The organism is uncultured Rummeliibacillus sp., assembly GCF_934216135.1.
Lineage (GTDB): Bacteria > Bacillota > Bacilli > Bacillales_A > Planococcaceae > Rummeliibacillus.
The window spans coordinates 1-22,220 of record NZ_CAKQBI010000037.1; the positions used below are offsets into that span (position 1 = coordinate 1).

The following is a 22,220-nucleotide window of genomic DNA, read 5'->3' on the forward strand; positions in this document are numbered from 1 at the left end:
ATTCGGACACGTCCTCTCGTTTGTTCTATCATAAATAATTTAACTAGAGTGTGTCCATACATCTATACTACAATCACTTCTTTAATTCAAACTCACTTTCAGTTAAAAAATCTCCTGTTGATAATGAGTAAAGGTAAACTTGTTTAGTATTAATAGTCATATGTATAATTCTCTCCATTTCAATTTTCAATTTTAATTTTCGTTTATGATATGTAATAAATTGGTACTAATTATGATATATACGTGCGTGTTCAACTTGCTAATTTGAATAATATATGTTTTGACGATATATTTAATATAGTTTTAAATTGAATATTACTTTACTAATCTAACTATTTAAACTTTAAAATTAAACTAGTAGTAATATTACATTTATATACATACTGTTAGTTGTATATTATATGTGTAGTCAATTTATATGTTATTCGATTTTCAATTTTAAAAAGGTAAATCCTCAAGCGAAATGTCAGCTTTACCACTAAATGAGTTTTCTGATTCTTTACCCATCATTTTATAATACTCGTTACTTTTTATAACTTTTAACTTTTCATAAGGTCGCGGTGTATATGTAAATTGGTCAAACTCTTTAATTATGTATGTATTTGATTTTCTCTCTTTTGGATCTAAGGCTAAGCAAAAGTATGGTTGGTTATGTATAGTTTTTATCATCTTATATTGATTTAGTTGGTCAATATATTGTTCTAATGTTGTCTTTGCTATACCAGTCTCAGATGCCAACTTTTTAATTGATATGTCATATCCATCAGCAAATTTATCGTTCATTTTGCTGATAAAACTATATAGGTAGAATGCTGTACACCCTAATTTCTCATTCTCCATACAGAAAATGAAAACCTCAAATGGAATACAATGGGTATTACTTATAGAATAAAACGTTCCTTCTTCATCAATATTACCTTCCTCGTCATACTCTCTAACAAAGGCTTTAATTGGATATTTAATACTATACTTTCTACTAAAATGTTGCTTAATATCATGTTGAGTAAATTCATCCATATCACTAAGCATTGAAAATTGTAAACCTTCAAATTCATTAAACTCCCACAATATTGGAAAATCTTTAACTGTTTGTGTATATCCAATTTTATCTAATTCACCATTTTTCTTTATGATGTAATCAATAGATTGTTGATCCCGATGATACCCTAGTATTTCTTTAATTTGCTTATTGTCAACCTTCGTTTCGTAGTATTTTGTATACCTATACAGATAGTTTATAATGTAGTAATAACTATAAGCTACAGGTATATGCACTCGCTTAATATTACTTTTCTTTAAGTCTTCGAATAGTTCGTTTGGTACAAAAACTTTCGATTCCATCTCGTTGTATTGCAACAATTCTTTAATAATGTTCAATCAATCATTTTCCTTTCTATAATTATTTTCTGAATAATCTACTCGTGACCTTACCTACAGCTCTGTTGTAAATTCGTTTCCCAATTGTACCTTTCCTAATAGCGTTAATATCACCTAACAATTTTGCGAACGAATACAGAAATTTTCTAAACTCATTCATTTAAATCTCTCCTTTCTATGTATAATTTTATTTTTGTGGAGTTGATTGATATAACCCCAGTAGCCACTTAAACGTGTTATTACTCCTTAACAGGAACTTCATTTAAATAGCTACTGCGATCAATCAAATGATAGTTAGAGATGCAATTAAACATCCCTAACCCATTAATAAAAACGAAATTTTACTAATTCTATTGACACTTCATTAAAATTACTGTATATTAGTGTTAACTTAAAAAGTTGATAGTAGATAATTATGTCTATAGAATTTTTAATAGTTTCACGTTTAATAGTAACACGGAATTTAATTCTTGTAAACTATTATTTTTTAATATTTTTATTTAATTTAAAATGTCAGAATATTCAATATACATAAGTATTATATTTAACTGCATCAACACTTCGTATATTCCATCTTCAGTTAAGAACCACATTTCGCGATTTTGACCTGAGTGCGTTATTATCGTCTTCAGCTTTTCATCAACAATGAATTGAAAATGTTCGCCCACTTACTACGAAGATTGTTCGTAGATACATTTTTATTTCAACTAATCTATTACTTATTATACCCATGCTTGTTCACGAAAAGAAAATAAGAATTTAAATACACAATAAAATACTAGTTTCATTGTGTTTTATCTTCCCCACTAATCCACACACAATCTTATTCGTATGATTCCATATCAAAATCAAGTTCAAAGTCAATTACCTTGAAGTTATAAATATTATTAAACATGTCTTTTACCTCAAACTCTTCCATCTCAATCATATCTTCTTGTAATCTATATCCGATTTCGTAGTAAACTTCTTCAGAATTTGGTGCATCAACATCTATTTTAAAGACTAAATGGATAACTTGTTTTGTGTCATAATTGTAAAAATCATAATCTAAGACATTAGCAAAATATTTAAAATCATGTACTGTAGGAATCATAAAATCATCAATTTTAAAGATAATCTTATCCAAATTTAAATCCTCAATTCTTTCTACGTTTAATGTTAATTCCCCAAAAATTGAATGATTATCACCTAATGCACCTACTCCATGTAATTCATTAATATTTACTGCTGTTTGATTTGTTGTCATTTTTATTATCTCCATTTCTATTTTTTATTTTTATAGTTGTGTGATAGTTAAAGCTAGTGCTGACAGTTGCTGGATACTTGTTATATGTTGTGGAGTGTTTTAGCCACCATATCCATGTATTCCACCTTAAACTAGATAAAAACGATTGTAGCGATTGCTAGAATTGTTAAAATGCCACCGTAGAAGTAAAGTGCATCTAATAAGCTGATTGAATCTGACAGAAAGAAATATTGATTTAGTCGTTTGATCATTGATTTATCTCCTTTTACACTTTTACAGAAACCTGTAATACATATAGTATGAAAAATACCTCAGCTGTGATTCCTTGAAATGAATATAACAGGTTTCCGTAATTATGTAAATACATTTTTACGAAATTGTGTAAAAAACTTTTTTAACGTATAATATAATTATAGAAAGGTGGTGTGTATATGATACGCTTAACAATAGAACAAGCCGCTTTGAAACGGAATATAAAAACTCAAACTGAATTAAAAAATAGAGTTTTAAAGAAAACAGGTATAGAGCTAAGAGCCGCATCAATAAGTGATATGTATCGTAATAATAAGATGCAAATTAACAGAGATCATTTAGATGCTATAATGCAAGGGTTAGACATTACAGACTTTAATGAGGTATTAACAATTATTCCAGATGGAAGTAAGGACTCTAAATAATTAGAGTTCTTTTTTTTATTAATCTAATTTAAAAAGTTGAACAATGTATCATATTGACATATCATCACCATTTTCAAAATATAATACTTTATGAATCTACAATTAAGAGCGTGAATTTAATGAAAAAGAAAACTCGTGAACAAATAACTAAAGAATTATGGGAATTCAGTAAAGCTTCAAAGTTTCCGAACTTCCATAAAGACGGTTCTGGAAAGATTCAACCTCCGAACGATAAAAATAAAAACAAATGGATATAATTAGAGATGCTAATATATTAGATGTAAAATATGAAGGATTCTTTAAACTTAATGATGGTGATAAAATTTAATTTGTATAAAAAAAAGAAGGTACTCAAATTATTGAGCCTTCTTTTTTTATTATGGATTTTTATTTAATTTCTGGGATCTTTATAAAGAATACCTCTTCATTTTCATTTAATGATAATTCTTTAATATCCGACATAGTTAAATACATTAATGTATTACAGCCAAAATCCTGTGATGTAAAAATAGAAAGTCCATTTTGATCCAAAATATCAAAATGAAAAAATGGTGTTATATTTTCATATTCTGATTCTATCTCTTCTACCATACTTTTAAAAATAACTTTCTTAATGTATTCATTTAAATTTACTGTTAATTCAATAAGATTATCTTCGTTCTCTTCTTTCGTAAATTGAGAGTCTGATAATATTATATTTTTCACTCCATAGCCTGTTGAGGGATATCCTTTATTTGGGTTTATTTTATCATTTTCATAATAAAGAATAGTTAATTTTGTACCTTTCGCTAAAAAGTAGGCTGTAACTTTGTTCCAAATAGTAATTATTTTTTTCATCCGTTTTTCAAACTTTTCTTCTTCATCTTCAGGGTTACTAGTATCTAATCGATAATTGAAAAAATCTTGCATTCCTACCCCCCCTTTTTTTTCTTAAACAGCCGCCAATCCTATTGCACTTACTGGCCAAAGAGCCCAAACAATTATCACCACTCCCGCAACTATAGCAATTGTAGTTGCTATTTCCCCTGCTGTTACTGTTTTCATATCTTTTAATAAAACACTTTGCATTTCGGCTTGAGCTTTGGCTTTTCCTAAACCAGACATACAATTTGTCCAAGATTTCTTTTTAACAGTTTCATGAATATAATAACAAACTGAGGTTCCCTTGGTTTTAGCAGAAATATGATAATTTGCTTTATGAGTATATTTTCCTTTAGTATTTTTTTTATAAATATGAATATTAACATGTTTTATGTTTTGTGTTTCAGCCCATGGTCCTGCCCAACCAGTGTGGATTTTTGTAATATCAATTTTATAATTACCCTTGATGTATTGTTTATATAGACCTGCACTACCACTTAAAATTTCTATATCATTACTATCTATTTCGTTAGATATCTCAATATTATTTATATCTGGTGTTACATTAGAAATACCTTCAATGTTTAAATCTTGATAATTATATGAAAATTCATCTGAATCAAAAATACTATTTTCTTTTGAACTTTTTTCTATTTCATTATTGATTTCCTCAGTATCTATATTATCTATTGATTCTCCAGATTGAAAACTTTTAATAACTTCATCCGCTTGAATACTGTTTATTGATTCTCCAGTTCTAATATTTTTTATAATTTCTTCAGTTTGGACACCAATTAAATTTTGATCAGTTTGATTATTAGATGTATCAGTTTTAGCTTCAGCATTTCCTAAGGAATTAAAAATTAGAAATAACATAAGACTTGAAATAAGAAATACTTTAAACAAATTATTCTTTATCATTCAGTACATCCTTTCTAATGTGTAATATTAAGGAATGTGTTTTCGAAAATATATACGACACGTAAAAGTTTATCTAAAATTTTTAGACTAAAAATTTAATTAATACCTTATTGTTCTGAATAACTCAGTGTACACTTACTCAAAAATATTATCTTTTTTATTCATTTAACATATAATTGTTGTATAACTAATTATTTTTAGCGACAAGTTAAATTATTGTTTTTTGTTTTAAAAGTCTGATACACATCCCTTCTTTTTATCAGCATATAATGAACCGCGTCTATATACATTAATAAAATCGAATACAATCTATCATACATTCCCTATATTACTAAAATAATACATTTTATTAAAAAATAAATATAATTTCTAAAAAAACAGTAAAAATAAGTATATACTATTAATTTATAAATATTTTGACTTACCATGATAATATATTTCTTAAAAAGGAATGTGTTTTAAAAAATAAGCGAAGTGTTATATTTTAAATAATTGTAATAATACCCTTATAGTTGTAAATGCCTTGCACCATTTTTTAATAAATACTTTGCATGTAGTGTTCTAATGGCATACAAATGTGGATATACATTTAAAAAATTTAATCAAATTAAAGAAATAGATTATAATAAATTATGAAAAGTTTGATTTAAACTCCTTATGGATTGCTATACAACTCAAGGAGAGTTCCAAATGGCAAGTTATCGAATCATTGAGACTAATAAGAAAGGACAACCAAGAATAAAGATAATTGTTGAATATGGATATGATGAAAATGGAAAAAGACTACGAAAGATTAAAATTGCTACACTAAAGAAATTGGATGAGAGTAACATTATCAATGCAATTGCTCAATTTGAAAAATCATTAGGCATGGAGCAACAAACGTTTGGTAATACAAAGAAAATTACTTTTAGTCAGTTTTCTGAAAAGTTTATGAGTGATTATGTAGCAGTAGAATTAAAAGTAAAATCACGTAACACTTACGAAAATTATTTAAATAATGGGTTACTAGAATTTTTCGGTATGATGAAAATGCATAAAATCACATCTACACAAATCAACTTATTTTTTGTAGAACAAAAAAAGATAAAAGCTGGCTCTATTTATGAAAAGTTTGCGATGCTTAATACAATGTTCAACAGAGCTATAGAATGGGGATATATCGAGGTTAACCCTTGTGCTAAGGCAACTAAACCAAAACGTAAGAAAACACGGCGTATTAACTACTACACAGAAGAACAAATCAAGCAACTTTTACATGTAATTCCTAAACTTCATATTAAACATCAATTACAAATAAAAATTGCATTGTATTGTGGTTTAAGAATGGCAGAAATAGCAGGCTTACGATTTGAATCGCTCGATTTTCAAAACAACTCAATATACGTTGATAAGACCTTACAATATGATAAAATTAACAAACAATTTTTTCTGGATACGACGAAAACTGGGGAAAGTCGTGTGGTATATGCTCCTCAAAATTTAATGAGTGAGTTAAAGGATTACGTTGAGAAAAAGAAAATTAAGTTGGCGAAATTAGGCGAAAAGTTCAATCCAATCTACACAAAGAATAATAAACCCATTTATTTAGTTTTTTCAAAAGATAACGGCTTTCCAAATCATCCTGATAGAATGTCTATTCAGTGGCGAGATATTGTAAAAAAGTACAACTTACCGTATATCACATTTCATGGTTTAAGACACACATTTGCTAGTTATATGCTATCTAAAAATGTGAATATTAAAGTCATTCAAGAACAACTTGGTCATGCAAATATTCGTGAAACATTAGATACGTATTCCCATATAGATACGTCTCAAAAACAAAAAGCGAGTGACCTGTTTAGTAACCTTTAAAATTGCATTTGGTCACCAATAGTCACCCGTAAAATTTTACCAGTCTACAAACCCTTGATACGCCTACTCTTGAATAGCCGCTTCAAGTGCTACAACAATCATGTCATTGAATGTAGTTTGGCGTTCTTCTGCAGTTGTTGCTTCGCCAGTTAGTAGGTGGTCAGATACTGTTAGTACAGATAGGGCTTGACGATTGAATTTTGCTGCTAGTGTATATAGTGCTGCAGTTTCCATTTCAACTGCTAATACACCGTAATCTGCTAATTTTTCGTTTTGGTTATCTTCACCATAGAATAAGTCAGCTGTGTAAACATTACCAGCACGTAAGTTTAGTCCAGCTTCTTCCCCTGCTTTATATGCTTTTAATAATAGATCGAAGTCAGCGGTTGGTGCGAAATCGATTCCTTTGAAGATAATTTCATTCATCTTAGAATCAGTTGTTGCTGATTGAGCAAGGATGACATCACGAACTTTAACATCACGTTTTAGTGCACCACAAGTACCAACACGGATTAGTTTTTGACATCCGTATTCTTGCATAAGTTCAGTTGTGTAAATAGCAATAGATGGTACACCCATACCTGTACCTTGTACAGAGATACGTTTTCCTTTGTATGTACCTGTGTAACCAAACATATTACGTACTTCGTTATATTGAGTAACATCTTCTAAGAATGTTTCTGCGATATATTTTGCACGTAAAGGATCTCCTGGTAAAAGTACGATTTCAGCGATTTCGCCTTGTTTAGCATTAATATGGATACTCATAATTATTCTCCTTTTCAATTTAAAATTTTCAATATGCCTGACTCATTGTAACAGTAAAGTCCGACCTCTGACAATCAAAAATTATTCTTCATATTTTTCATCATATTGTTGCCAAAGTTCATCAAATACAACTGCACTTAACGCATGATCTGCTTTTTCTTCTATATATCTTGAGATGTTTTGAAAATCTTCTTCCTGTTTAGGAAAACTATGGTCATGAAAAGCAGCTTCTGCAAAATCCCCTTTTGCATCTTTTGCTCCTCTAAAAGATAATACGAAATGATAAAATGATGGTTTCATTTGGACTTCCTGCCTTTATTTCATTATAACTTACATTCATTTTACACGAAAATTACTTATCTTTGGAAACTATATTAAAACTCTAATTGTAACTTATCTAATTTCTTCTCTACCTGGAAAACATTTTCTTACTTTTTTCATGATAATGGCAACCTTCCCATTTCATCTTCGTTCTATAACTCGGATGCGAAAATATTATCAATAAAGATTACCGCATCTCTACCTAGATTATTGGTATATATGAGGAGATGATTCAAATGAAAATAGTAAAAAGCTTACTATCTTTCATAGTCATGTTTGGGACTTTATTTACTTTTACAGCAAACAGTGACGCAGCAACACCAAAAACAATGAACGCAAAAGTAGCAAATAGCGTATACGTTCACGCTGAACCTTCAGCTAATGCCAAAAAAGTTGGAACACTTTGGAAAGGTACTAAAGTAGTCGTATATAGTAAATCAAAAACAGGCTGGGCAAAAATTAAATTCAACAAAAAAACAGCTTATGTATATGCTTCTTACTTATCATTTAGCAAAAATACAAGCAAGAAAACAACAGCTACAAAAACTACAACTACTAAAAAAACTACAACTAAAAAAAGTACGAGTACTTCAAATAGTAAAAAAACAACTTATCGCCCCGTAGTAACAAATACTTACTACTATGTTGAAAATGGCAAAGACGGAAAACTATATTCAACTGGCAAACGCAATTCAACAGGTTGGACTTACTGGTACAAAAAAACAGGTAACAATAAACAATCATTTTTAGTAAAAGAATCTTCTAAAGGTTTAGATTACAAATTTAAAACAGGTACTATTCGTCAAATCGTTTACCCTTTTACAAAGGGACAAGTATTTAAAGCAAACAAAAAAAATTACAAAATCGTATCTATTTCAAACACTTTTAAAGTAAAAGCAGGTACATTTAAATCAGTTGTCGGTATTAAAGCTGCAGACGGTTCAATCACATATTACGCCCCAAATGCTGGCGCAATTAAAACTGTGAAAAACAAAAAAGTCACTTTTGAAATCACAAAAATTGAAACAAAATAATTGAACGATTAAAGAGCTCCCTGAAATAATTTAGGGGGCTTTTTCTTTCATTATGCTATTGCATAGTATTTCATAAAGTGTTACTATTTCATTAATTAAAATTTTTCTAACAATTTAATGTAAATTTCTTATCGAGAGAGATGGAGGGACTGGCCCTGTGAAATCTCAGCAACCACCAATTTGGTAAGGTGCTAATTCCAGTAGATGTATTTCTAGCAGATAAGAAGATTGACTTTTTAAGTACAAGGTCCTCTTCTTCTGAGGGCCTTTTATTTTTTTAGAAAAGGATGATGAACATGACAAAAAAACATATTTCGACTCGTTTAGCGCAAATCGGAACAGAAACAGATCCTCGGACTGGTGCGATTAATACACCTATTTATCTTTCTACCGCATATCGACATGCAGGACTCGGCCAATCGACAGGCTATGATTATACGCGTACAAAAAATCCAACTCGGGCTGTTTTAGAGGAAGGAATTGCCGCTTTAGAAAGTGGAGATGCAGGTTTTGCCTGTAGTAGCGGGATGGCTGCAATCCAATTAGTTTTATCCCTTTTCAAATCAGGAGACGAAATAATCTATTCAGATGACATTTACGGAGGTACATATCGACTTGCTCGTCAATACGAAAACCAATATGGTATTCACGCTCATTTCACACCTTTCCAATCTATCGCAGAAGTCGAAGCAATTATAAATGAACATACAAAAGCACTTTTTATAGAATCACCAACAAATCCATTAATGCAAGAAATCAATATTGAACTATTTGCAAAGTTAGCGAAAAAAAATCAACTTTTACTGATTGTTGATAATACTTTTTTGACTCCGTATTATCAACGTCCAATTGAACTTGGCGCAGATATTGTTATTCATAGTGCTACTAAGTATATTGGAGGACATAATGATGTTCTTGCAGGTCTGGTCGTGGCAAAAGGAGAAGACTTGTGTGAAAAACTTCTTCATAACCATAATGCTTCAGGTGCAACATTAGCCCCGATTGACAGTTGGCTTTTACTCCGCGGTCTAAAAACTTTACATGTTCGCATGAAACAACATACAGAAAATGCACGAAAAATTGTTGACTATTTAAGTAAAGAACCATCCGTAAAAGAGGTTCTTTACACTGGATTAGGTGGCATGATTTCTTTCCGATTACAGCATTCCAAATTGGTACCAGCATTTCTTCAAAATTTAAAACTTATCGCATTTGCTGAAAGTTTAGGAGGCGTTGAAAGTTTTATCACCTACCCGGCTACTCAAACACATGCTGATATACCTGAAGAAGAACGAACTGCACGTGGTGTTGACAACTCATTGTTACGTTTTTCAGTAGGAATAGAAGAAGCCGAAGATTTAATAGAAGATCTCCAACAAGTTTTTACTACTATCAATAAAGAGGTGTCTTTCCATGAGTCAACAAAATAAACAATCTATCGAAACTAGTCTAATAACTGCTTCTACTAGAGGCGATTACGAACAAAAGACAGGTGCTGTGAATGTACCAATCTATCTTTCATCTACTTTTGACCAAGAACATTTTGATTCTTTCGGTCCCTACGACTACAGTCGCTCTGGAAACCCTACTCGTGATGCATTAGAAAAAACAATTGCTGAACTTGAAGGAGGTTCAAGAGGATTTGCCTTTTCATCAGGCATTGCAGCAATTGCTTCTGCCCTACTTACTCTAAATACAGGTGATCATATTGTCATTACAAGCGAAGTATATGGTGGAACTTATCGTTTTGTTACACAGGTTTTAACAAAATACGGTATTTCACATTCTTTCGCAGATTTTACGAACTTGCAAGAAGTAGAAGCTGCCATCCAACCAAATACAAAGATTTTATATGCTGAAACTCCCGCGAATCCACTTCTAGGTATTACTGATATTCGTGGTATTGTTTCCATTGCTAAAAAACATAATTTGTTAACTTTTGTCGACAATACCTTTATGACACCACTTTACCAACGTCCGCTTGAACTAGGCGTTGATGTAGTATTACATAGTGCTACGAAATTTTTAGGCGGCCATAGTGATATTATTGCTGGTCTTGCCGTCACAAAAGACGAAGAACTTGGAAAACAAATTTACTTTATGCAAAATTCGATGGGTGCTATTTTAGGGGCACAAGATTCATTTTCATTGATACAAGGTATTAAAACATTAAATGCTCGCTTATCACAATCATCACAATCGGCGATAAAGATTGCCTCTTACCTCGAACACCATGAATTGGTTAAAGAAGTTCACTACCCTGGATTAAAGAATCATCCAGGTTATGAAATCCATGCGAACCAAGCATCAAACGCTGGTGCTGTATTATCATTCACATTACCAAATCGTGAGCTGACAAAGGCTTTTGTTGAACATGTTCAAATTCCGATTTTTGCAGTTAGTCTTGGTGGAGTTGAATCTATTCTTTCATACCCAGTGACAATGAGTCATGCTGCTATTCCTAAAGAAGAGCGCGATAAACGTGGCATTACAGAAGGACTTTTAAGGTTCTCAGTTGGGCTTGAAAATGTGGATGATTTAATCGCTGATTTTGAACAAGCTTTTCAAGCAGCAAAAGATATAGTTTCAGTCAAAAAATAAAGTTAAATAAGTCATAAAAAAGCTGATGTACTCTAATTGGTACATCAGCTTTTCTTCTATTTTATAAAGTTAATCTTCAAATAACTTTTCAAATTGTGCATAGCCAGCTTGCGCTAACTGATTTTTTGGAATAAATCGCAATGCAGCTGAATTGATACAGTAGCGAAGTCCACCCGTTTCAATTGGTCCATCTGGAAATACATGACCAAGATGTGAGTCAGCTTCTTTACTTCTTACTTCTGTTCTTAACATACCAAAGCTTGTATCTGTATGTTCAATAATCCCTGTTTGTTTTACAGGTTTCGTAAATGCAGGCCAGCCACAACCTGATTGAAATTTATCTTTTGAAGAAAATAATGGTTCACCGGAAACAATATCTACATATAGTCCCTCTTCAAAGTGATTGTCATATTCGTTGCGAAATGGAGGTTCTGTACCTTTTTCTTGTGTTACATGATACTGCATCGGAGTTAATTCTTTTAAACGTCTTTCTTTATCCATCAATGTGCCCCCCAATTATCTTTTTGAAATGCAGCGCGACCTGAACCAATTGAATAAAGTTCGTAGTGAGAAGGATTCTTTTTATAATAGTATTGGTGATACTCTTCAGCAGGATAAAACGGCTTTGCTTCTAAAATCTTTGTTGCAATTGGAAGATTGAACTTTTGGGATTCTTCTAATGCTTTTCTTGATGCTTCCGCTATCTTTTTTTGTTCTTCATTATGATAAAAAATTGCTGTCATATATGATCTACCACGATCATGAAATTGTCCACCAGCATCGGTTGGATCAATTAGCGTCCAAAAAATCTCCACTAGTTTTTCATAAGGAAAGATTAGAGGGTCATATGTGATTTGTACTGCTTCATAATGGCCAGTTAAATCAGAGCAAACTTGTTGATAACTTGGATTTTCTACATATCCACCTGTATATCCCGAAATAACCGACTCGATTCCTGGTTGTTCATCAAATGGTTTGACCATACACCAGAAACAACCTCCAGCAAAAGTCGCCTTTTCCAATGTCATACAAAAACCCCCTATTTTTTAGGAATTACTACGTCTAGTATAATGCGATTTTCATCTAAATTGAATTCTTTTGCTTGTACTCTTCCTTCTAAATTATCGCCTAATGGAATATTTATCTCTGTCAAGTTGATATAGATTTGTTCTTCTTTCGGTTGAACAACCATCCAAGTTGGCAATTCAACAGAATCCTTTAATAATTTTAGGGCTGTTGCTGGTGGAATATCAAGCATACCTACTTCAATTGTTTTTTGTTTTAGTAATAGATTCCCATCAACAATTGTTGGATCAAATGTCATGACAATTGGCAAATCCATATCAAATACTGGTAACGTTCCGCTTAATGTTACTTGGTCATCAACATACATTTTAACAGGGATTTTAGAGCCCTTCATAGAGTTAGATATGAGCTGATTAGCCAAATTTTCAAAGTCATCGGCTGTAGTAACAACTTGTAGATGACTTCCTTCAGGTAGTTCACTTGTCGTTGGAGTGGGTGTTTCAGCTATTGGTCTTGTAATCATAAAAACAGTTGTCGCTATTGTTAGAATAACCGCTGAAAAGAGGAGTATAAATGCCAATTTCCATTTATTCATCTAAAGACTCCTCCTTAAAATCAAATTGTCCTTCTGACAGTTTATTTAAATTCACTTCATGTAATGTTTTAATAATTCTTGCTGTCAATAGATCATATCCTTTTGCATTAGGGTGGAAAAAGTCACTGTGATAGACAAGATTATCATTTGACTCAAACAAATCTTCAATATTAATAAATACGGCATGCTCATCATTATTAGCAAATCCACGTATATCTGAATTCCATTCACTCATAATTGTATTCATATCTGATTCTTCCTTCGTAAAAATAGACAAAGGATTGTAAACGCCAATTAATATAACAGGTGCATTTGGATTCCGTTCGCGAATCAATTCCATTATGGTTTCATATCTTTGTTGAAACGCAGGTCTTTTTTTATCAAACGCTTTCTTATCTAAATTTGTAATATTGGTACGAACAATTTTCATCAAATCATTTCCACCAATTGTTAATGTGATAAAATCTGCCTGTTTAAGGGCATTATCAATTTTACCAGATTGGATTTGATCTATTAATTGATCGCTTCTACGTCCTCTTTTTGCAGTATTTATAACAGTAACAGATTTAACACCTTGCCATGTTTTCATTTCTTTATCTAGGCGACCAACATATCCTTGTTTATCTAGTTCATCTCCAACACCTTGAGTTAAAGAATCCCCTAAAGCGACATATTGTATGTTTTTAGTTTTAAACATTTGTGTAACTGCTAATTTTTTATTTTCATCTTTTTGATGTCCATTATTATCAGTAATTCCGCAAGCAATTAAGATCAGAACGGATAAGATTAGTATTAGCCTTTTTTTCAATTTCATTTCTTCCTTTCATGTCGACTTTGTCGCTCAAATGAAAAGAAAGCAGGGAATGTTATTTTAATCCCTGCCGCCTAATTAGTCTGTATAATATGAAATACCTATTGCACCTGGCCCAGTATGCGTACTAATGATTGGCGATGTAAAACCAAGCTTCACATTTTGATAGCCTGACTCTTCAATCATTCTTTTTAATGGTTCTCCCATTGCTAAACCATTTGCATGAGCAATTCCTACACCTTTAATCGTTTTACCCTTAGTATTTTCTTGGAATTGCTTAAAAATATACTTAACTACTTGTTTATGGCTCCGTACTTTTGCGACAGGATTGTAAGCTCCACCTTCAAGTGAAGCAATTGGTTTTATATTCAATAATGATCCTATTAAACCAGTCCCTTTACCAATACGACCACCTTTTATCAAGTTTTCAAGTGTATCCACAACTACAAACAAATTTGTATTTGAACGAATATGATCTAGTCTTTCTATAATTTCTTCCATTGACTTGCCTTCTTCTGCCATCTTCGCCGCTTCTAAAACTTGGAAACCTAAAGCGTAAGAAATATAGCGGGAATCCACTACTACAACTTTGGATTCTGACATTGTTGCTGCTGCTTCGGCAGATTTTACTGTTCCGCTCATGCCACCAGTCATTGTTATAACTAAAACTTCGTCTCCATTACTACCAAGTTCATCAAACAATTCTTTAAAAACACCTACAGCTGGTTGAGAACTTTTAGGCAATTTAGACGTATTAGCCATTTTTTCTAGAAATTCTTCAGGACCAATATCCTTTCCATCAACAAATGTTTCTTGATCAAATTGAAAAGTTAATGGAACTATATGGATATTATATCTTTCAATTTCTTCTTTTGTTAATTCGCCGGTCGAATCGGTAACAATATGAATTCGTCCCACATTGACACATCCTTTAGTAGATTCATTTCATTATAAAATGATATCGCTATATAGTAAACTATTAGCCTTTTATTTTGGTGAAAACCTTATCATATATTGTACTCACGAATTTCACATTAAACATGTGACATTTGTCAGTTATATTATGGATTTAGAGAAAAAGTAGATGAAAGTTAATTTGGTTTAAAGAGGTTCTTTTCGAGTGTTTTCGATTAAGCAGGATATAAAAAAGTTGGATGTCTTCTATATTATGCATTTTATTTGAAAGAACATGTATAGAAATATTTATTTTTCATATATTCATTTTTATAAACTAGAGAGCTACATTTAAAAATTCAAAACAAAAATCGCTCCTCCACATTGAATGAAAAAGAGCGATTACTCAAAAATAAAATTATATTCTAGGTCTAACAGTCCGTTCTTTCAGATTCTACTAATTAAACAATCGTCAAACATTATTTCTTTTTGAAGATGAAATAAGCGAACTTTATACCTTCTTTTGTTTCAAAGGTTTCTGATCCAGATACTTTTTTCCATTTATTACCTAATTTAGGGAAAAATGTGTCACCCTGGAAAGTGTGTTGTATTTTTGTTACATAAAGAACATCTGCAATTGGAAGAGCTAAACGGAAAATTTGTTCTCCTCCAATAACCATTATTTCTTTTTCTTCTTTTTTAGCAATTTCTAAAGCTTCCTCAAAAGAATGGGCAACTACAATACCTTCTGCTTTGTAATTTGGATCTCTTGTTATGACAATATTCGTTCTTCCTGGTAAGGCTTTTCCAATAGATTCAAATGTTTTACGCCCCATAATCATTGGTTTACCCATTGTCGTTTTTTTGAAATAAGCTAAATCCCCTGGTAAATGCCAAGGCATCTTATTGTTATAACCCATTACACGATTTTCATCATAAGCTACAATCAATGAAATCATCCTGCTTAGCCTCCTCACACAGAAATTGGTGCTGATATACGTGGATAAGGATCATATCCTTCAATTATCAAATCCGTTATTTCATAATCAAATATCGAATCCTTATCCGTTTTAATCACTAACTTTGGTAACTCTCTTGGTGTACGTGACAATTGCTCTTTTACTTGAGACAAATGATTCTTATAAATATGTGCATCACCTAAAGTATGCACAAAATCTCCAACCTCTAGGTTACATTCTTTAGCAATTAAATGTGTTAAAAGAGCATAAGATGCAATGTTAAATGGAACACCAAGAAATACATCTGCACTTCGTTGATATAATTGACAAGACAGTTTTCCATTTGCTACATAGAACTGGAAAAGAGAATGACAAGGTGGTAATGCCATATCATCAACTTCAGCTGGATTCCAAGCTGTCACGATATGTCGTCTTGAATTGGGATTCTTTTTAATCGATTCAATAACATTTTGAATTTGGTCAATTGTACCACCTTTTGCATCCGGCCACGAACGCCATTGCTTTCCATAAACTGGACCAAGATCTCCATATTTCTTCGCAAATGCTTCATCTTCTAATATATTCTTTTGGAAAATGTTCATTTGCTCATCATATTGTTCTTTAAATTTTTCATCTTGCAACACACGATGTCCAAAGTCTGTCATATCTGGTCCTTCATATTCTTCACTTTTTACCCATTTTTCAAAAGCCCATTCATCCCAAATATGATTGTTTTGTTCAATTAACGTACGGACATTCGTGTCCCCTTTTAAAAACCACAATAATTCTGTAGCAATTAAGCGAAATGCAGTTTTTTTAGTAGTCATTAATGGGAATCCATCTTGCAGATTGAATCTCATTTGATAACCAAAAACACTCCATGTACCTGTTCCTGTACGATCTCCCTTATTATTACCATTTTCTAAAATATGGCGGCAAAGGTCTAAGTATTGTTTCATCGATATAGCCTCCAATTACATACTAGTTCATATGATAACACAAAAATGATGCAGTATTAATTTCTTATTTAACTAATCGTCACCAAACATACTAACAGCTTATTCGCATTAATAATAATAAAGAAAATGGAATCATTGATTGAAAAAGAAAAAAGTTATACCCCAAAATTTGTTTTAGGCATAACTTTTTTCTCTATAATAGTTAATCATTTTCTGAACTTCGATTATAATTTTTTTCACGTAGTTTCTTATTATTTTGATCTAAATATTGTGAATCTGAATCTGATAAATCATCTTCGTTCTTATTTTCCAATTCATCTTGAAGATTATCCGTCAGTTTTTCTTGAATAGATTGGAGATTTGTGTCTAAATCACTTAGTTTTTCTTGCTTATGCTCTATATTTACCCCTCTTTTTGCATCTTCCTCAATTTCCGATTCCATTACCGCTTTTTGACCTTCCATCTTATGGGCAAGTCCGTGTAGCATCTCGGCTTGGTCTAGTGACACCGCTTGGGTAAAAAGCTTTTCATCATCACTTTTTGGCGTTTTTTTCTTATCTTCCTGATCTACTCCCAGTGCATTACTACGACTTTCGGCTTGATTTTTTGCAATTTGAGAATCCAAATCTGCAATTTGCTTTTCATAATCCTTCAATTGTTCTTTAATACTTGATATATCGCCACCTGAATCAAGCGTATTTTGCATTAAATCACTTTTTTGTTCCATTAATGCATCTCTCTGCTTCATCAAGCTTTCAATCATTGAATCTTGCTTTCCCTGTTGCATATTGCCGAATAACTGTCGAGCTTGTCCACTAATAGTTACGGTATCTTTAAAAATATTACTTTTTGAAAATACACTTTGAGACAATGTTTTCGAAGTTGCTGCTACACTAATTGCATGACTTGTAGGTTCTTGCATAGATATTCGCATTAAATCACCTCTATTTATATATCGGTTGAAAGTAAAATTACTATAGAAGTGAGTAGGTTTGATGGGAAATTTATGTACTAACATTTATTTCATTAGATACTTTTATATTAAGAAATTTCAAATTATTTATCACTCTCTTTACAAGAGTGATAACAAATGATATTATAATAACTGTAAAGAGGATCATTTCAATGATTCCCTTTCGAAGAAAACTAAAAAAAGAGGTAATGTACTATGTCAAACTTATTTCCAACAAGTCGTGATTTCTTTTTCCAAAAATTCTTCGATCAAGCATTTGATTCTTTCTTTACGCCAATGACTCAACCAAATGTAGACATTGAAGAAAACGATCATTCTTACGAGGTTACTATGGATATTCCAGGTATGAACAAAGAAGACATCAATGTCACTTATAACAACAACTTGCTAACAATTGAAGCACAACAAGATCAAGAAACTGAAAGTAAAGATTTAACGACTAACTACATTCGACGTGAACGTGTATGTCATTCATTCAAACGACAATTTGTCATTGAAAACGTCAACTTTAAAGGTATTAAATGCAAATACAAAAACGGTGTTCTTAACATTTATCTACCTAAGAATGATCAAGTTTTAGTCGAAAATCATAGAATTGAAATAGAATAATTTCTTCAACTTTTAAACCTATATCGATCAATAAAAGTTTAGCCAGATGCACTTTGTATCTGGCTTTTTTCAGTATATTTTTGTATAGATTGCAAATGATATGATTTGAATGGAAATTTAAATCCCTTCAAAAAATAAGTCAAAAGAGGTATGTCATATGTCAAATTTATTTCCAACAAATCGTGATTTCTTTTTCCCGCAATTATTTGATCAAACCTTCGACTCTTTCTTTTCTAAGATGAATCATCCTAGTGCTGATATTGTTGAAAAAGAAAACTGCTTCGAAGTAAAAATGGATATTCCAGGTATGAAAAAGGAAGATATTCATGTTACTTTTAATCATAACATCTTAACAGTTGAAGCAAATCAACGTCACGAGGCCGAAAACAAAGATGAGTCTTCAAATTTTATACATCGTGAGCGTACCATTCGCTCATTCAGACGTCAATTTGCTATGAATAATGTAAAATCTGAGGCCATTGAATGTAAATATGAGGATGGCGTATTAAATATTACATTACCAAAGCTGGATCAAGAAACAATTGAAAATAGTCATCGAATTGAAATTCAATAAAGTGAAACTCCTTTAAAGGGTTTTCTTAGAAAAAATAGAGGGCAAAATTGTTGTCCTCTATTTTTGAATTGCTTCTTTTTATCTTGGTCGTGAAAAGCCTTTACCAATAATATCTGAAGCATTTAAGAAAATGACAAATGATTCGGTATCTCGATTTTGAATCAGCTCTTTTAAATAAACTGCTTCAGATTGTTCTACCACACTAAATAATAACGCTTTCTTATTACGTGAGTATCCTCCTTCAGACCACACTTTCGTAAAACCACGATCAATTTCATCTTTGATAAGATGAGTTACTTGTTCTTCATTTTCAGTAATGATTAAAACTAGTTTAGATGAAGAAGAATGCAATTGCACGAGATCAATTACTTTACTACAAATATAAATAGTGATCATCGCATACAAAGCAAGTTCCAGGTCAAAGACGAACATTGCTGCAATCACAATGATTGCATCGATCATCATTTGCGCATAGCCACTTGATAAGCCTGTGTATTTTTTTATCAATTGACCAATTATTGTTGTTCCACCAGTTGAGCCTTTTCCTCTAAAAACAAGCCCTAATCCCACTCCTGTAATAATTCCACCATAAATAGCTGCTAGCATTGGATCTTCAATTTTATAAGGTAAATATGAGGTTAAACCGATAAATAGAGGTAATAATATTGTCCCGACTAGTGTTTTAACGCTGAATTCTTTTCCTAATAAAAAATAGCCAAGAAAAAATACAGGAATATTAATACACCATTGTACGATTGCTGGGGTCCAATTATACAAATCAAATAGTAATGTACTAATACCTACAACACCACCAGCGGCTAACTTTGCCGGCAACAAAAAAGTGTTATAAGAAATGCTAACTAATAGCGCTCCCAATGCTATTAAACTATAAGAGCGTAATTCTTTCGATATAACCATATGTAAATTCCTTTCCGTTTATTTTCCATATATCTCTATTATTCATTCAATTATTTTACCTGATTTACCCCTCATTAAATAGATGCTTTTTTATCAATTGAAACAATTCAAAAAAATATTCCAGCAACTTCGGCGCATAAAAATGCCCCATAAATAATAGGTGCTTCTATCATTTACGAGGCTTGTTTGTTGTTTAACAATATTTCACACGCACTTTTACATATACAAAACGCGACGGTTGTAACCTAAATATACACATTATTTGTATGCACTTTGTTATGTCTATATTTGTAAAAACATTAAATGGTTTAAACTTTTATGACAACCATTTTGGTGGTGTATTCTTTGACCAATAGATTTCACCTAAATTATAATGGGAAGCAAATTGGTCTTTGTATATGTGATAGTGGAAATTATAATAGTATCCGTCAAATGGACGATTTTCTGTACGTACATGGAAACGGATAACGTCTTTTCTTGTTGTAGTGTTGTAGATATGAAACATTTTTTCAGAATAGTCACCACTTGGTTTTTCTGTGATTGCTAAGTTTTTTATATCTTGTTGATCCACATTTTCTAACGTCATATGAATAGCTTCTTCAATTTTAGGAAAGATAATATTATTGAACTCGTCCTCAATTTTCGGACCAATTTTACTGCCAAATTTTATATAGGCTTGTTCTTTAGCATTTAGTAGTACATTATCAGAAAATGCTTCTATATCAGTTACACTATCTTCAAATACTGTATCTATGTAATTATGTCTTGTCGTTGATTGCTTAGAAAGTTGGGTTTTATGATTAGTATTATGTTCTAACAGGTTTTCCCAAATTGCATGACTTGGTGTGATGAAGCCCAGGGTTAAAACCGCAACTGTTGAAACTAATAGTTTTTGGAGTCCTTTTTTCAACTTAAATACACCTACTTTTGAACATTTTTTTACATCACTTATTACTAGATACGAAATTTGTAAGTAAAGGTTTCATCTTTTGGTAAATCATTGTACAATAAAGTAGAAATAATTTGTTCGTTTTTGCACAGAAGGAGGGCAAAATTTTATGTCAATCGCAATTGGTATTGGATTTTTACTGCTATTATTCTATTTAATGTCTCTTTGTATTACAGATTAAATTTATCCATTTTAAAATGGCAAGAACTATGAGATTTTCTCTCATAGTTCTTTTTTATACCCAAAACAGTACCACTAGTTGCTATTTTTAATATGCAATACTCACAGATTGATGAATATATTGTGAATCTTCCAGTGCTTTTATGATGAAGTTTGCTACGTCAGCTCTAGCTATACTTTTTCCCTTTGCAGGAATACCTTCTGTTGCTTCTCGATAACTACCAATTGGGTCGTTATTTGTTAACCCCATTGGTCTAACAATTGTATAGTCCAAATTATAATTAACAATTGTGTCAACAGCATGTCGATGATCCAATAAAGGATTTTTTAAAGTCTTCATAATCATCTTACCAGATATTCCTGGAAGCTCCCCATATATACCAGCAGAAGCTACATAAACAATTCGTTTTACCCCGTGTTTTTGCATACCAAGTGAGATATTTTCTATCATATTGCCTAATTCAGTTGATTCTTTTAGTCCCTTGCTTGAGCCCAAACAAGAAATAACTGCATTCTGTCCTTCAATTGCAGCAGCCACATCATCGGCTTGCATAGCATTTCCATGATATACGTGCAAAAACGGATGTGAAATTTGAATTTTTGATGGCGTACGAACAAAAGCTGTTACTTCTATTCCCTTTTCAAGCGCTAATTTCACAACATGTTGCCCTACTCCGCCGGATGCTCCAAAAACAACTATTTTCATCTATTCAACAACTCCTATCAAATTCATTATATCCAAACCCTTAGTAGAATTTCATCTATAGAAACTCCTAAGTCCAAAAGTTTTTTAAAAAGTTCTTGATAACATGTTAAAATGCTATTATAATTATTTTTGTTATCTATGATAACGATTATCCAAGGTAACATTCAAATACTACGTCTATACTTCTAACTACCTTAATCATCCTGAGCCTTTTTTAAAGTTTAATTTTATCCATCATTATGGGTAGAAACCCCACCTCAATTCTTTATTGACTTAAAAACAAGTATTTAAATCAGGAAACTTAATATTATACGAAGTAACTTAACGAAAAGCCCAGGGGTGAAATGTCAATCATAAAAATTATTGAAATTGGAAATTGTTAAGCCTTTCAACACCCGAAACTC

24 protein-coding genes and 1 riboswitch are annotated in these 22,220 nt (G+C 31.6%); of the genes, 7 read left to right on the forward strand and 17 right to left on the reverse strand.

Annotation, left to right across the window (positions count from 1 at the left end; translation table 11 throughout):
- Positions 1-438: 438 nt before the first annotated feature.
- A complete protein-coding gene (locus Q0977_RS15910; protein WP_299515705.1) occupies positions 439-1,377 on the reverse strand; it encodes a hypothetical protein in 939 nt (312 codons plus the stop codon).
- Positions 1,378-2,200: 823 nt separating this feature from the next.
- Positions 2,201-2,623: a hypothetical protein gene (locus Q0977_RS15915; protein WP_299515706.1), complete on the reverse strand. Its 423-nt coding sequence runs from the start codon at positions 2,621-2,623 to the stop codon at positions 2,201-2,203.
- 431 nt (positions 2,624-3,054) lie between these two features.
- Between Q0977_RS15915 and Q0977_RS15920 the strand changes: the two genes are divergently transcribed.
- The gene (locus Q0977_RS15920) at positions 3,055-3,300 is read left to right on the forward strand and encodes a helix-turn-helix domain-containing protein (protein WP_124218761.1); all 246 of its coding nucleotides are present in this window, start codon (positions 3,055-3,057) and stop codon (positions 3,298-3,300) included.
- A 387-nt stretch (positions 3,301-3,687) separates the two neighbouring features.
- Here Q0977_RS15920 and Q0977_RS15925 read toward each other — a convergent pair whose 3' ends face one another.
- Complete coding sequence (locus Q0977_RS15925; protein ID WP_124218762.1) at positions 3,688-4,209, reverse strand: hypothetical protein; 522 nt, start codon at positions 4,207-4,209, stop codon at positions 3,688-3,690.
- 21 nt (positions 4,210-4,230) lie between these two features.
- Positions 4,231-5,082, reverse strand: a complete 852-nt coding sequence (locus tag Q0977_RS15930) for a hypothetical protein (protein WP_124218764.1) — start codon at positions 5,080-5,082, stop codon at positions 4,231-4,233.
- 690 nt (positions 5,083-5,772) lie between these two features.
- Here Q0977_RS15930 and Q0977_RS15935 point away from each other — a divergent pair.
- The gene (locus Q0977_RS15935; RefSeq protein WP_299515707.1) at positions 5,773-6,939 is read left to right on the forward strand and encodes a tyrosine-type recombinase/integrase; all 1,167 of its coding nucleotides are present in this window, start codon (positions 5,773-5,775) and stop codon (positions 6,937-6,939) included.
- Positions 6,940-7,002: 63 nt separating this feature from the next.
- Here Q0977_RS15935 and deoD read toward each other — a convergent pair whose 3' ends face one another.
- A complete protein-coding gene (deoD, locus tag Q0977_RS15940; protein ID WP_299515708.1) occupies positions 7,003-7,707 on the reverse strand; it encodes a purine-nucleoside phosphorylase in 705 nt (234 codons plus the stop codon).
- A gap of 81 nt (positions 7,708-7,788) precedes the next feature.
- On the reverse strand, positions 7,789-8,007 hold the full coding sequence (locus tag Q0977_RS15945) for a YozE family protein (RefSeq protein WP_119415458.1): 219 nt from the start codon (positions 8,005-8,007) through the stop codon (positions 7,789-7,791).
- A gap of 257 nt (positions 8,008-8,264) precedes the next feature.
- On the opposite strand from Q0977_RS15945, the gene Q0977_RS15950 reads away from it, so the two are divergent.
- The 3 genes from Q0977_RS15950 to Q0977_RS15960 all read left to right on the forward strand — a co-directional run bounded on the left by Q0977_RS15950 (position 8,265) and on the right by Q0977_RS15960 (position 11,663).
- Entirely contained in the window at positions 8,265-9,062 is a 798-nt protein-coding gene (locus Q0977_RS15950; RefSeq protein WP_158582339.1) for an SH3 domain-containing protein, read from the forward strand.
- Positions 9,063-9,187: 125 nt separating this feature from the next.
- Positions 9,188-9,288, forward strand: a riboswitch (SAM riboswitch).
- Between the two features lie 70 nt (positions 9,289-9,358).
- The gene (locus Q0977_RS15955) at positions 9,359-10,492 is read left to right on the forward strand and encodes a methionine biosynthesis PLP-dependent protein (RefSeq protein ID WP_299515709.1); all 1,134 of its coding nucleotides are present in this window, start codon (positions 9,359-9,361) and stop codon (positions 10,490-10,492) included.
- Positions 10,476-11,663, forward strand: coding sequence for an aminotransferase class V-fold PLP-dependent enzyme (locus tag Q0977_RS15960; protein ID WP_299515711.1), 1,188 nt, complete (start codon positions 10,476-10,478; stop codon positions 11,661-11,663). Before Q0977_RS15955 ends, Q0977_RS15960 begins: the two co-directional genes overlap by 17 nt.
- Positions 11,664-11,732: 69 nt before the next feature.
- Here Q0977_RS15960 and msrB read toward each other — a convergent pair whose 3' ends face one another.
- The 8 genes from msrB to Q0977_RS16000 form a co-directional block, all read right to left on the reverse strand.
- Positions 11,733-12,164, reverse strand: a complete 432-nt coding sequence (gene msrB, locus Q0977_RS15965) for a peptide-methionine (R)-S-oxide reductase MsrB (RefSeq protein WP_124218514.1) — start codon at positions 12,162-12,164, stop codon at positions 11,733-11,735.
- On the reverse strand, positions 12,164-12,691 hold the full coding sequence (gene msrA, locus Q0977_RS15970; RefSeq protein ID WP_299515716.1) for a peptide-methionine (S)-S-oxide reductase MsrA: 528 nt from the start codon (positions 12,689-12,691) through the stop codon (positions 12,164-12,166). Before msrA ends, msrB begins: the two co-directional genes overlap by 1 nt.
- Positions 12,692-12,702: 11 nt before the next feature.
- Positions 12,703-13,284 carry a YpmS family protein gene (locus tag Q0977_RS15975; protein WP_299515718.1) on the reverse strand — a complete coding sequence of 194 codons (582 nt, stop codon included), beginning with the start codon at positions 13,282-13,284 and terminating at the stop codon, positions 12,703-12,705.
- Entirely contained in the window at positions 13,277-14,092 is an 816-nt protein-coding gene (locus Q0977_RS15980; RefSeq protein WP_299515721.1) for a GDSL-type esterase/lipase family protein, read from the reverse strand. Before Q0977_RS15980 ends, Q0977_RS15975 begins: the two co-directional genes overlap by 8 nt.
- 81 nt (positions 14,093-14,173) lie before the next feature.
- The gene (locus Q0977_RS15985) at positions 14,174-15,013 is read right to left on the reverse strand and encodes a DegV family protein (protein ID WP_124218510.1); all 840 of its coding nucleotides are present in this window, start codon (positions 15,011-15,013) and stop codon (positions 14,174-14,176) included.
- Positions 15,014-15,468: 455 nt separating this feature from the next.
- Complete coding sequence (locus tag Q0977_RS15990) at positions 15,469-15,948, reverse strand: dihydrofolate reductase (protein WP_299515724.1); 480 nt, start codon at positions 15,946-15,948, stop codon at positions 15,469-15,471.
- Between the two features lie 14 nt (positions 15,949-15,962).
- A complete protein-coding gene (locus Q0977_RS15995; protein ID WP_299515726.1) occupies positions 15,963-16,907 on the reverse strand; it encodes a thymidylate synthase in 945 nt (314 codons plus the stop codon).
- A gap of 202 nt (positions 16,908-17,109) precedes the next feature.
- Positions 17,110-17,841 carry a hypothetical protein gene (locus tag Q0977_RS16000; RefSeq protein ID WP_299515728.1) on the reverse strand — a complete coding sequence of 244 codons (732 nt, stop codon included), beginning with the start codon at positions 17,839-17,841 and terminating at the stop codon, positions 17,110-17,112.
- Between the two features lie 234 nt (positions 17,842-18,075).
- Here Q0977_RS16000 and Q0977_RS16005 point away from each other — a divergent pair, with 234 nt between their 5' ends.
- The gene (locus Q0977_RS16005) at positions 18,076-18,489 is read left to right on the forward strand and encodes an Hsp20/alpha crystallin family protein (protein WP_124218506.1); all 414 of its coding nucleotides are present in this window, start codon (positions 18,076-18,078) and stop codon (positions 18,487-18,489) included.
- Between the two features lie 157 nt (positions 18,490-18,646).
- Positions 18,647-19,063, forward strand: a complete 417-nt coding sequence (locus Q0977_RS16010) for an Hsp20/alpha crystallin family protein (RefSeq protein WP_124218505.1) — start codon at positions 18,647-18,649, stop codon at positions 19,061-19,063.
- Between the two features lie 78 nt (positions 19,064-19,141).
- Here the strand turns inward: Q0977_RS16010 and Q0977_RS16015 are convergent, their stop codons facing one another.
- From Q0977_RS16015 to Q0977_RS16025, 3 genes are all read right to left on the reverse strand, one after another.
- Positions 19,142-19,981, reverse strand: coding sequence for a YitT family protein (locus Q0977_RS16015; RefSeq protein ID WP_124218504.1), 840 nt, complete (start codon positions 19,979-19,981; stop codon positions 19,142-19,144).
- Positions 19,982-20,297: 316 nt separating this feature from the next.
- The gene (locus Q0977_RS16020) at positions 20,298-20,891 is read right to left on the reverse strand and encodes a YpjP family protein (RefSeq protein ID WP_124218503.1); all 594 of its coding nucleotides are present in this window, start codon (positions 20,889-20,891) and stop codon (positions 20,298-20,300) included.
- A 307-nt stretch (positions 20,892-21,198) separates the two neighbouring features.
- Positions 21,199-21,816 carry an NAD(P)-dependent oxidoreductase gene (locus Q0977_RS16025; protein ID WP_119417389.1) on the reverse strand — a complete coding sequence of 206 codons (618 nt, stop codon included), beginning with the start codon at positions 21,814-21,816 and terminating at the stop codon, positions 21,199-21,201.
- Positions 21,817-22,220 lie beyond the last annotated feature (404 nt).

Excerpts from the sequence above, each read along its gene's own strand:
- Q0977_RS15995 (WP_299515726.1), bottom strand. The coding sequence starts at position 16,907 with ATGAAACAATACTTAGACCTTTGCCGCCATATTTTAGAAAATGGTAAT.
- deoD (WP_299515708.1), bottom strand. The coding sequence starts at position 7,707 with ATGAGTATCCATATTAATGCTAAACAAGGCGAAATCGCTGAAATCGTA.
- Q0977_RS15960 (WP_299515711.1), top strand. The coding sequence starts at position 10,476 with ATGAGTCAACAAAATAAACAATCTATCGAAACTAGTCTAATAACTGCT.
- Q0977_RS16025 (WP_119417389.1), bottom strand. The coding sequence starts at position 21,816 with ATGAAAATAGTTGTTTTTGGAGCATCCGGCGGAGTAGGGCAACATGTT.
- Q0977_RS15925 (WP_124218762.1), bottom strand. The coding sequence starts at position 4,209 with ATGCAAGATTTTTTCAATTATCGATTAGATACTAGTAACCCTGAAGAT.
- Q0977_RS15950 (WP_158582339.1), top strand. The coding sequence starts at position 8,265 with ATGAAAATAGTAAAAAGCTTACTATCTTTCATAGTCATGTTTGGGACT.
- Q0977_RS16000 (WP_299515728.1), bottom strand. The coding sequence starts at position 17,841 with ATGCGAATATCTATGCAAGAACCTACAAGTCATGCAATTAGTGTAGCA.
- Q0977_RS15920 (WP_124218761.1), top strand. The coding sequence starts at position 3,055 with ATGATACGCTTAACAATAGAACAAGCCGCTTTGAAACGGAATATAAAA.
- Q0977_RS15915 (WP_299515706.1), bottom strand. The coding sequence starts at position 2,623 with ATGACAACAAATCAAACAGCAGTAAATATTAATGAATTACATGGAGTA.
- Q0977_RS15975 (WP_299515718.1), bottom strand. The coding sequence starts at position 13,284 with ATGAATAAATGGAAATTGGCATTTATACTCCTCTTTTCAGCGGTTATT.
- Q0977_RS15930 (WP_124218764.1), bottom strand. The coding sequence starts at position 5,082 with ATGATAAAGAATAATTTGTTTAAAGTATTTCTTATTTCAAGTCTTATG.
- Q0977_RS16015 (WP_124218504.1), bottom strand. The coding sequence starts at position 19,981 with ATGGTTATATCGAAAGAATTACGCTCTTATAGTTTAATAGCATTGGGA.
- Q0977_RS16005 (WP_124218506.1), top strand. The coding sequence starts at position 18,076 with ATGTCAAACTTATTTCCAACAAGTCGTGATTTCTTTTTCCAAAAATTC.
- Q0977_RS15955 (WP_299515709.1), top strand. The coding sequence starts at position 9,359 with ATGACAAAAAAACATATTTCGACTCGTTTAGCGCAAATCGGAACAGAA.
- Q0977_RS15935 (WP_299515707.1), top strand. The coding sequence starts at position 5,773 with ATGGCAAGTTATCGAATCATTGAGACTAATAAGAAAGGACAACCAAGA.
- Q0977_RS16010 (WP_124218505.1), top strand. The coding sequence starts at position 18,647 with ATGTCAAATTTATTTCCAACAAATCGTGATTTCTTTTTCCCGCAATTA.
- msrA (WP_299515716.1), bottom strand. The coding sequence starts at position 12,691 with ATGACATTGGAAAAGGCGACTTTTGCTGGAGGTTGTTTCTGGTGTATG.
- Q0977_RS15990 (WP_299515724.1), bottom strand. The coding sequence starts at position 15,948 with ATGATTTCATTGATTGTAGCTTATGATGAAAATCGTGTAATGGGTTAT.
- Q0977_RS15945 (WP_119415458.1), bottom strand. The coding sequence starts at position 8,007 with ATGAAACCATCATTTTATCATTTCGTATTATCTTTTAGAGGAGCAAAA.
- msrB (WP_124218514.1), bottom strand. The coding sequence starts at position 12,164 with ATGGATAAAGAAAGACGTTTAAAAGAATTAACTCCGATGCAGTATCAT.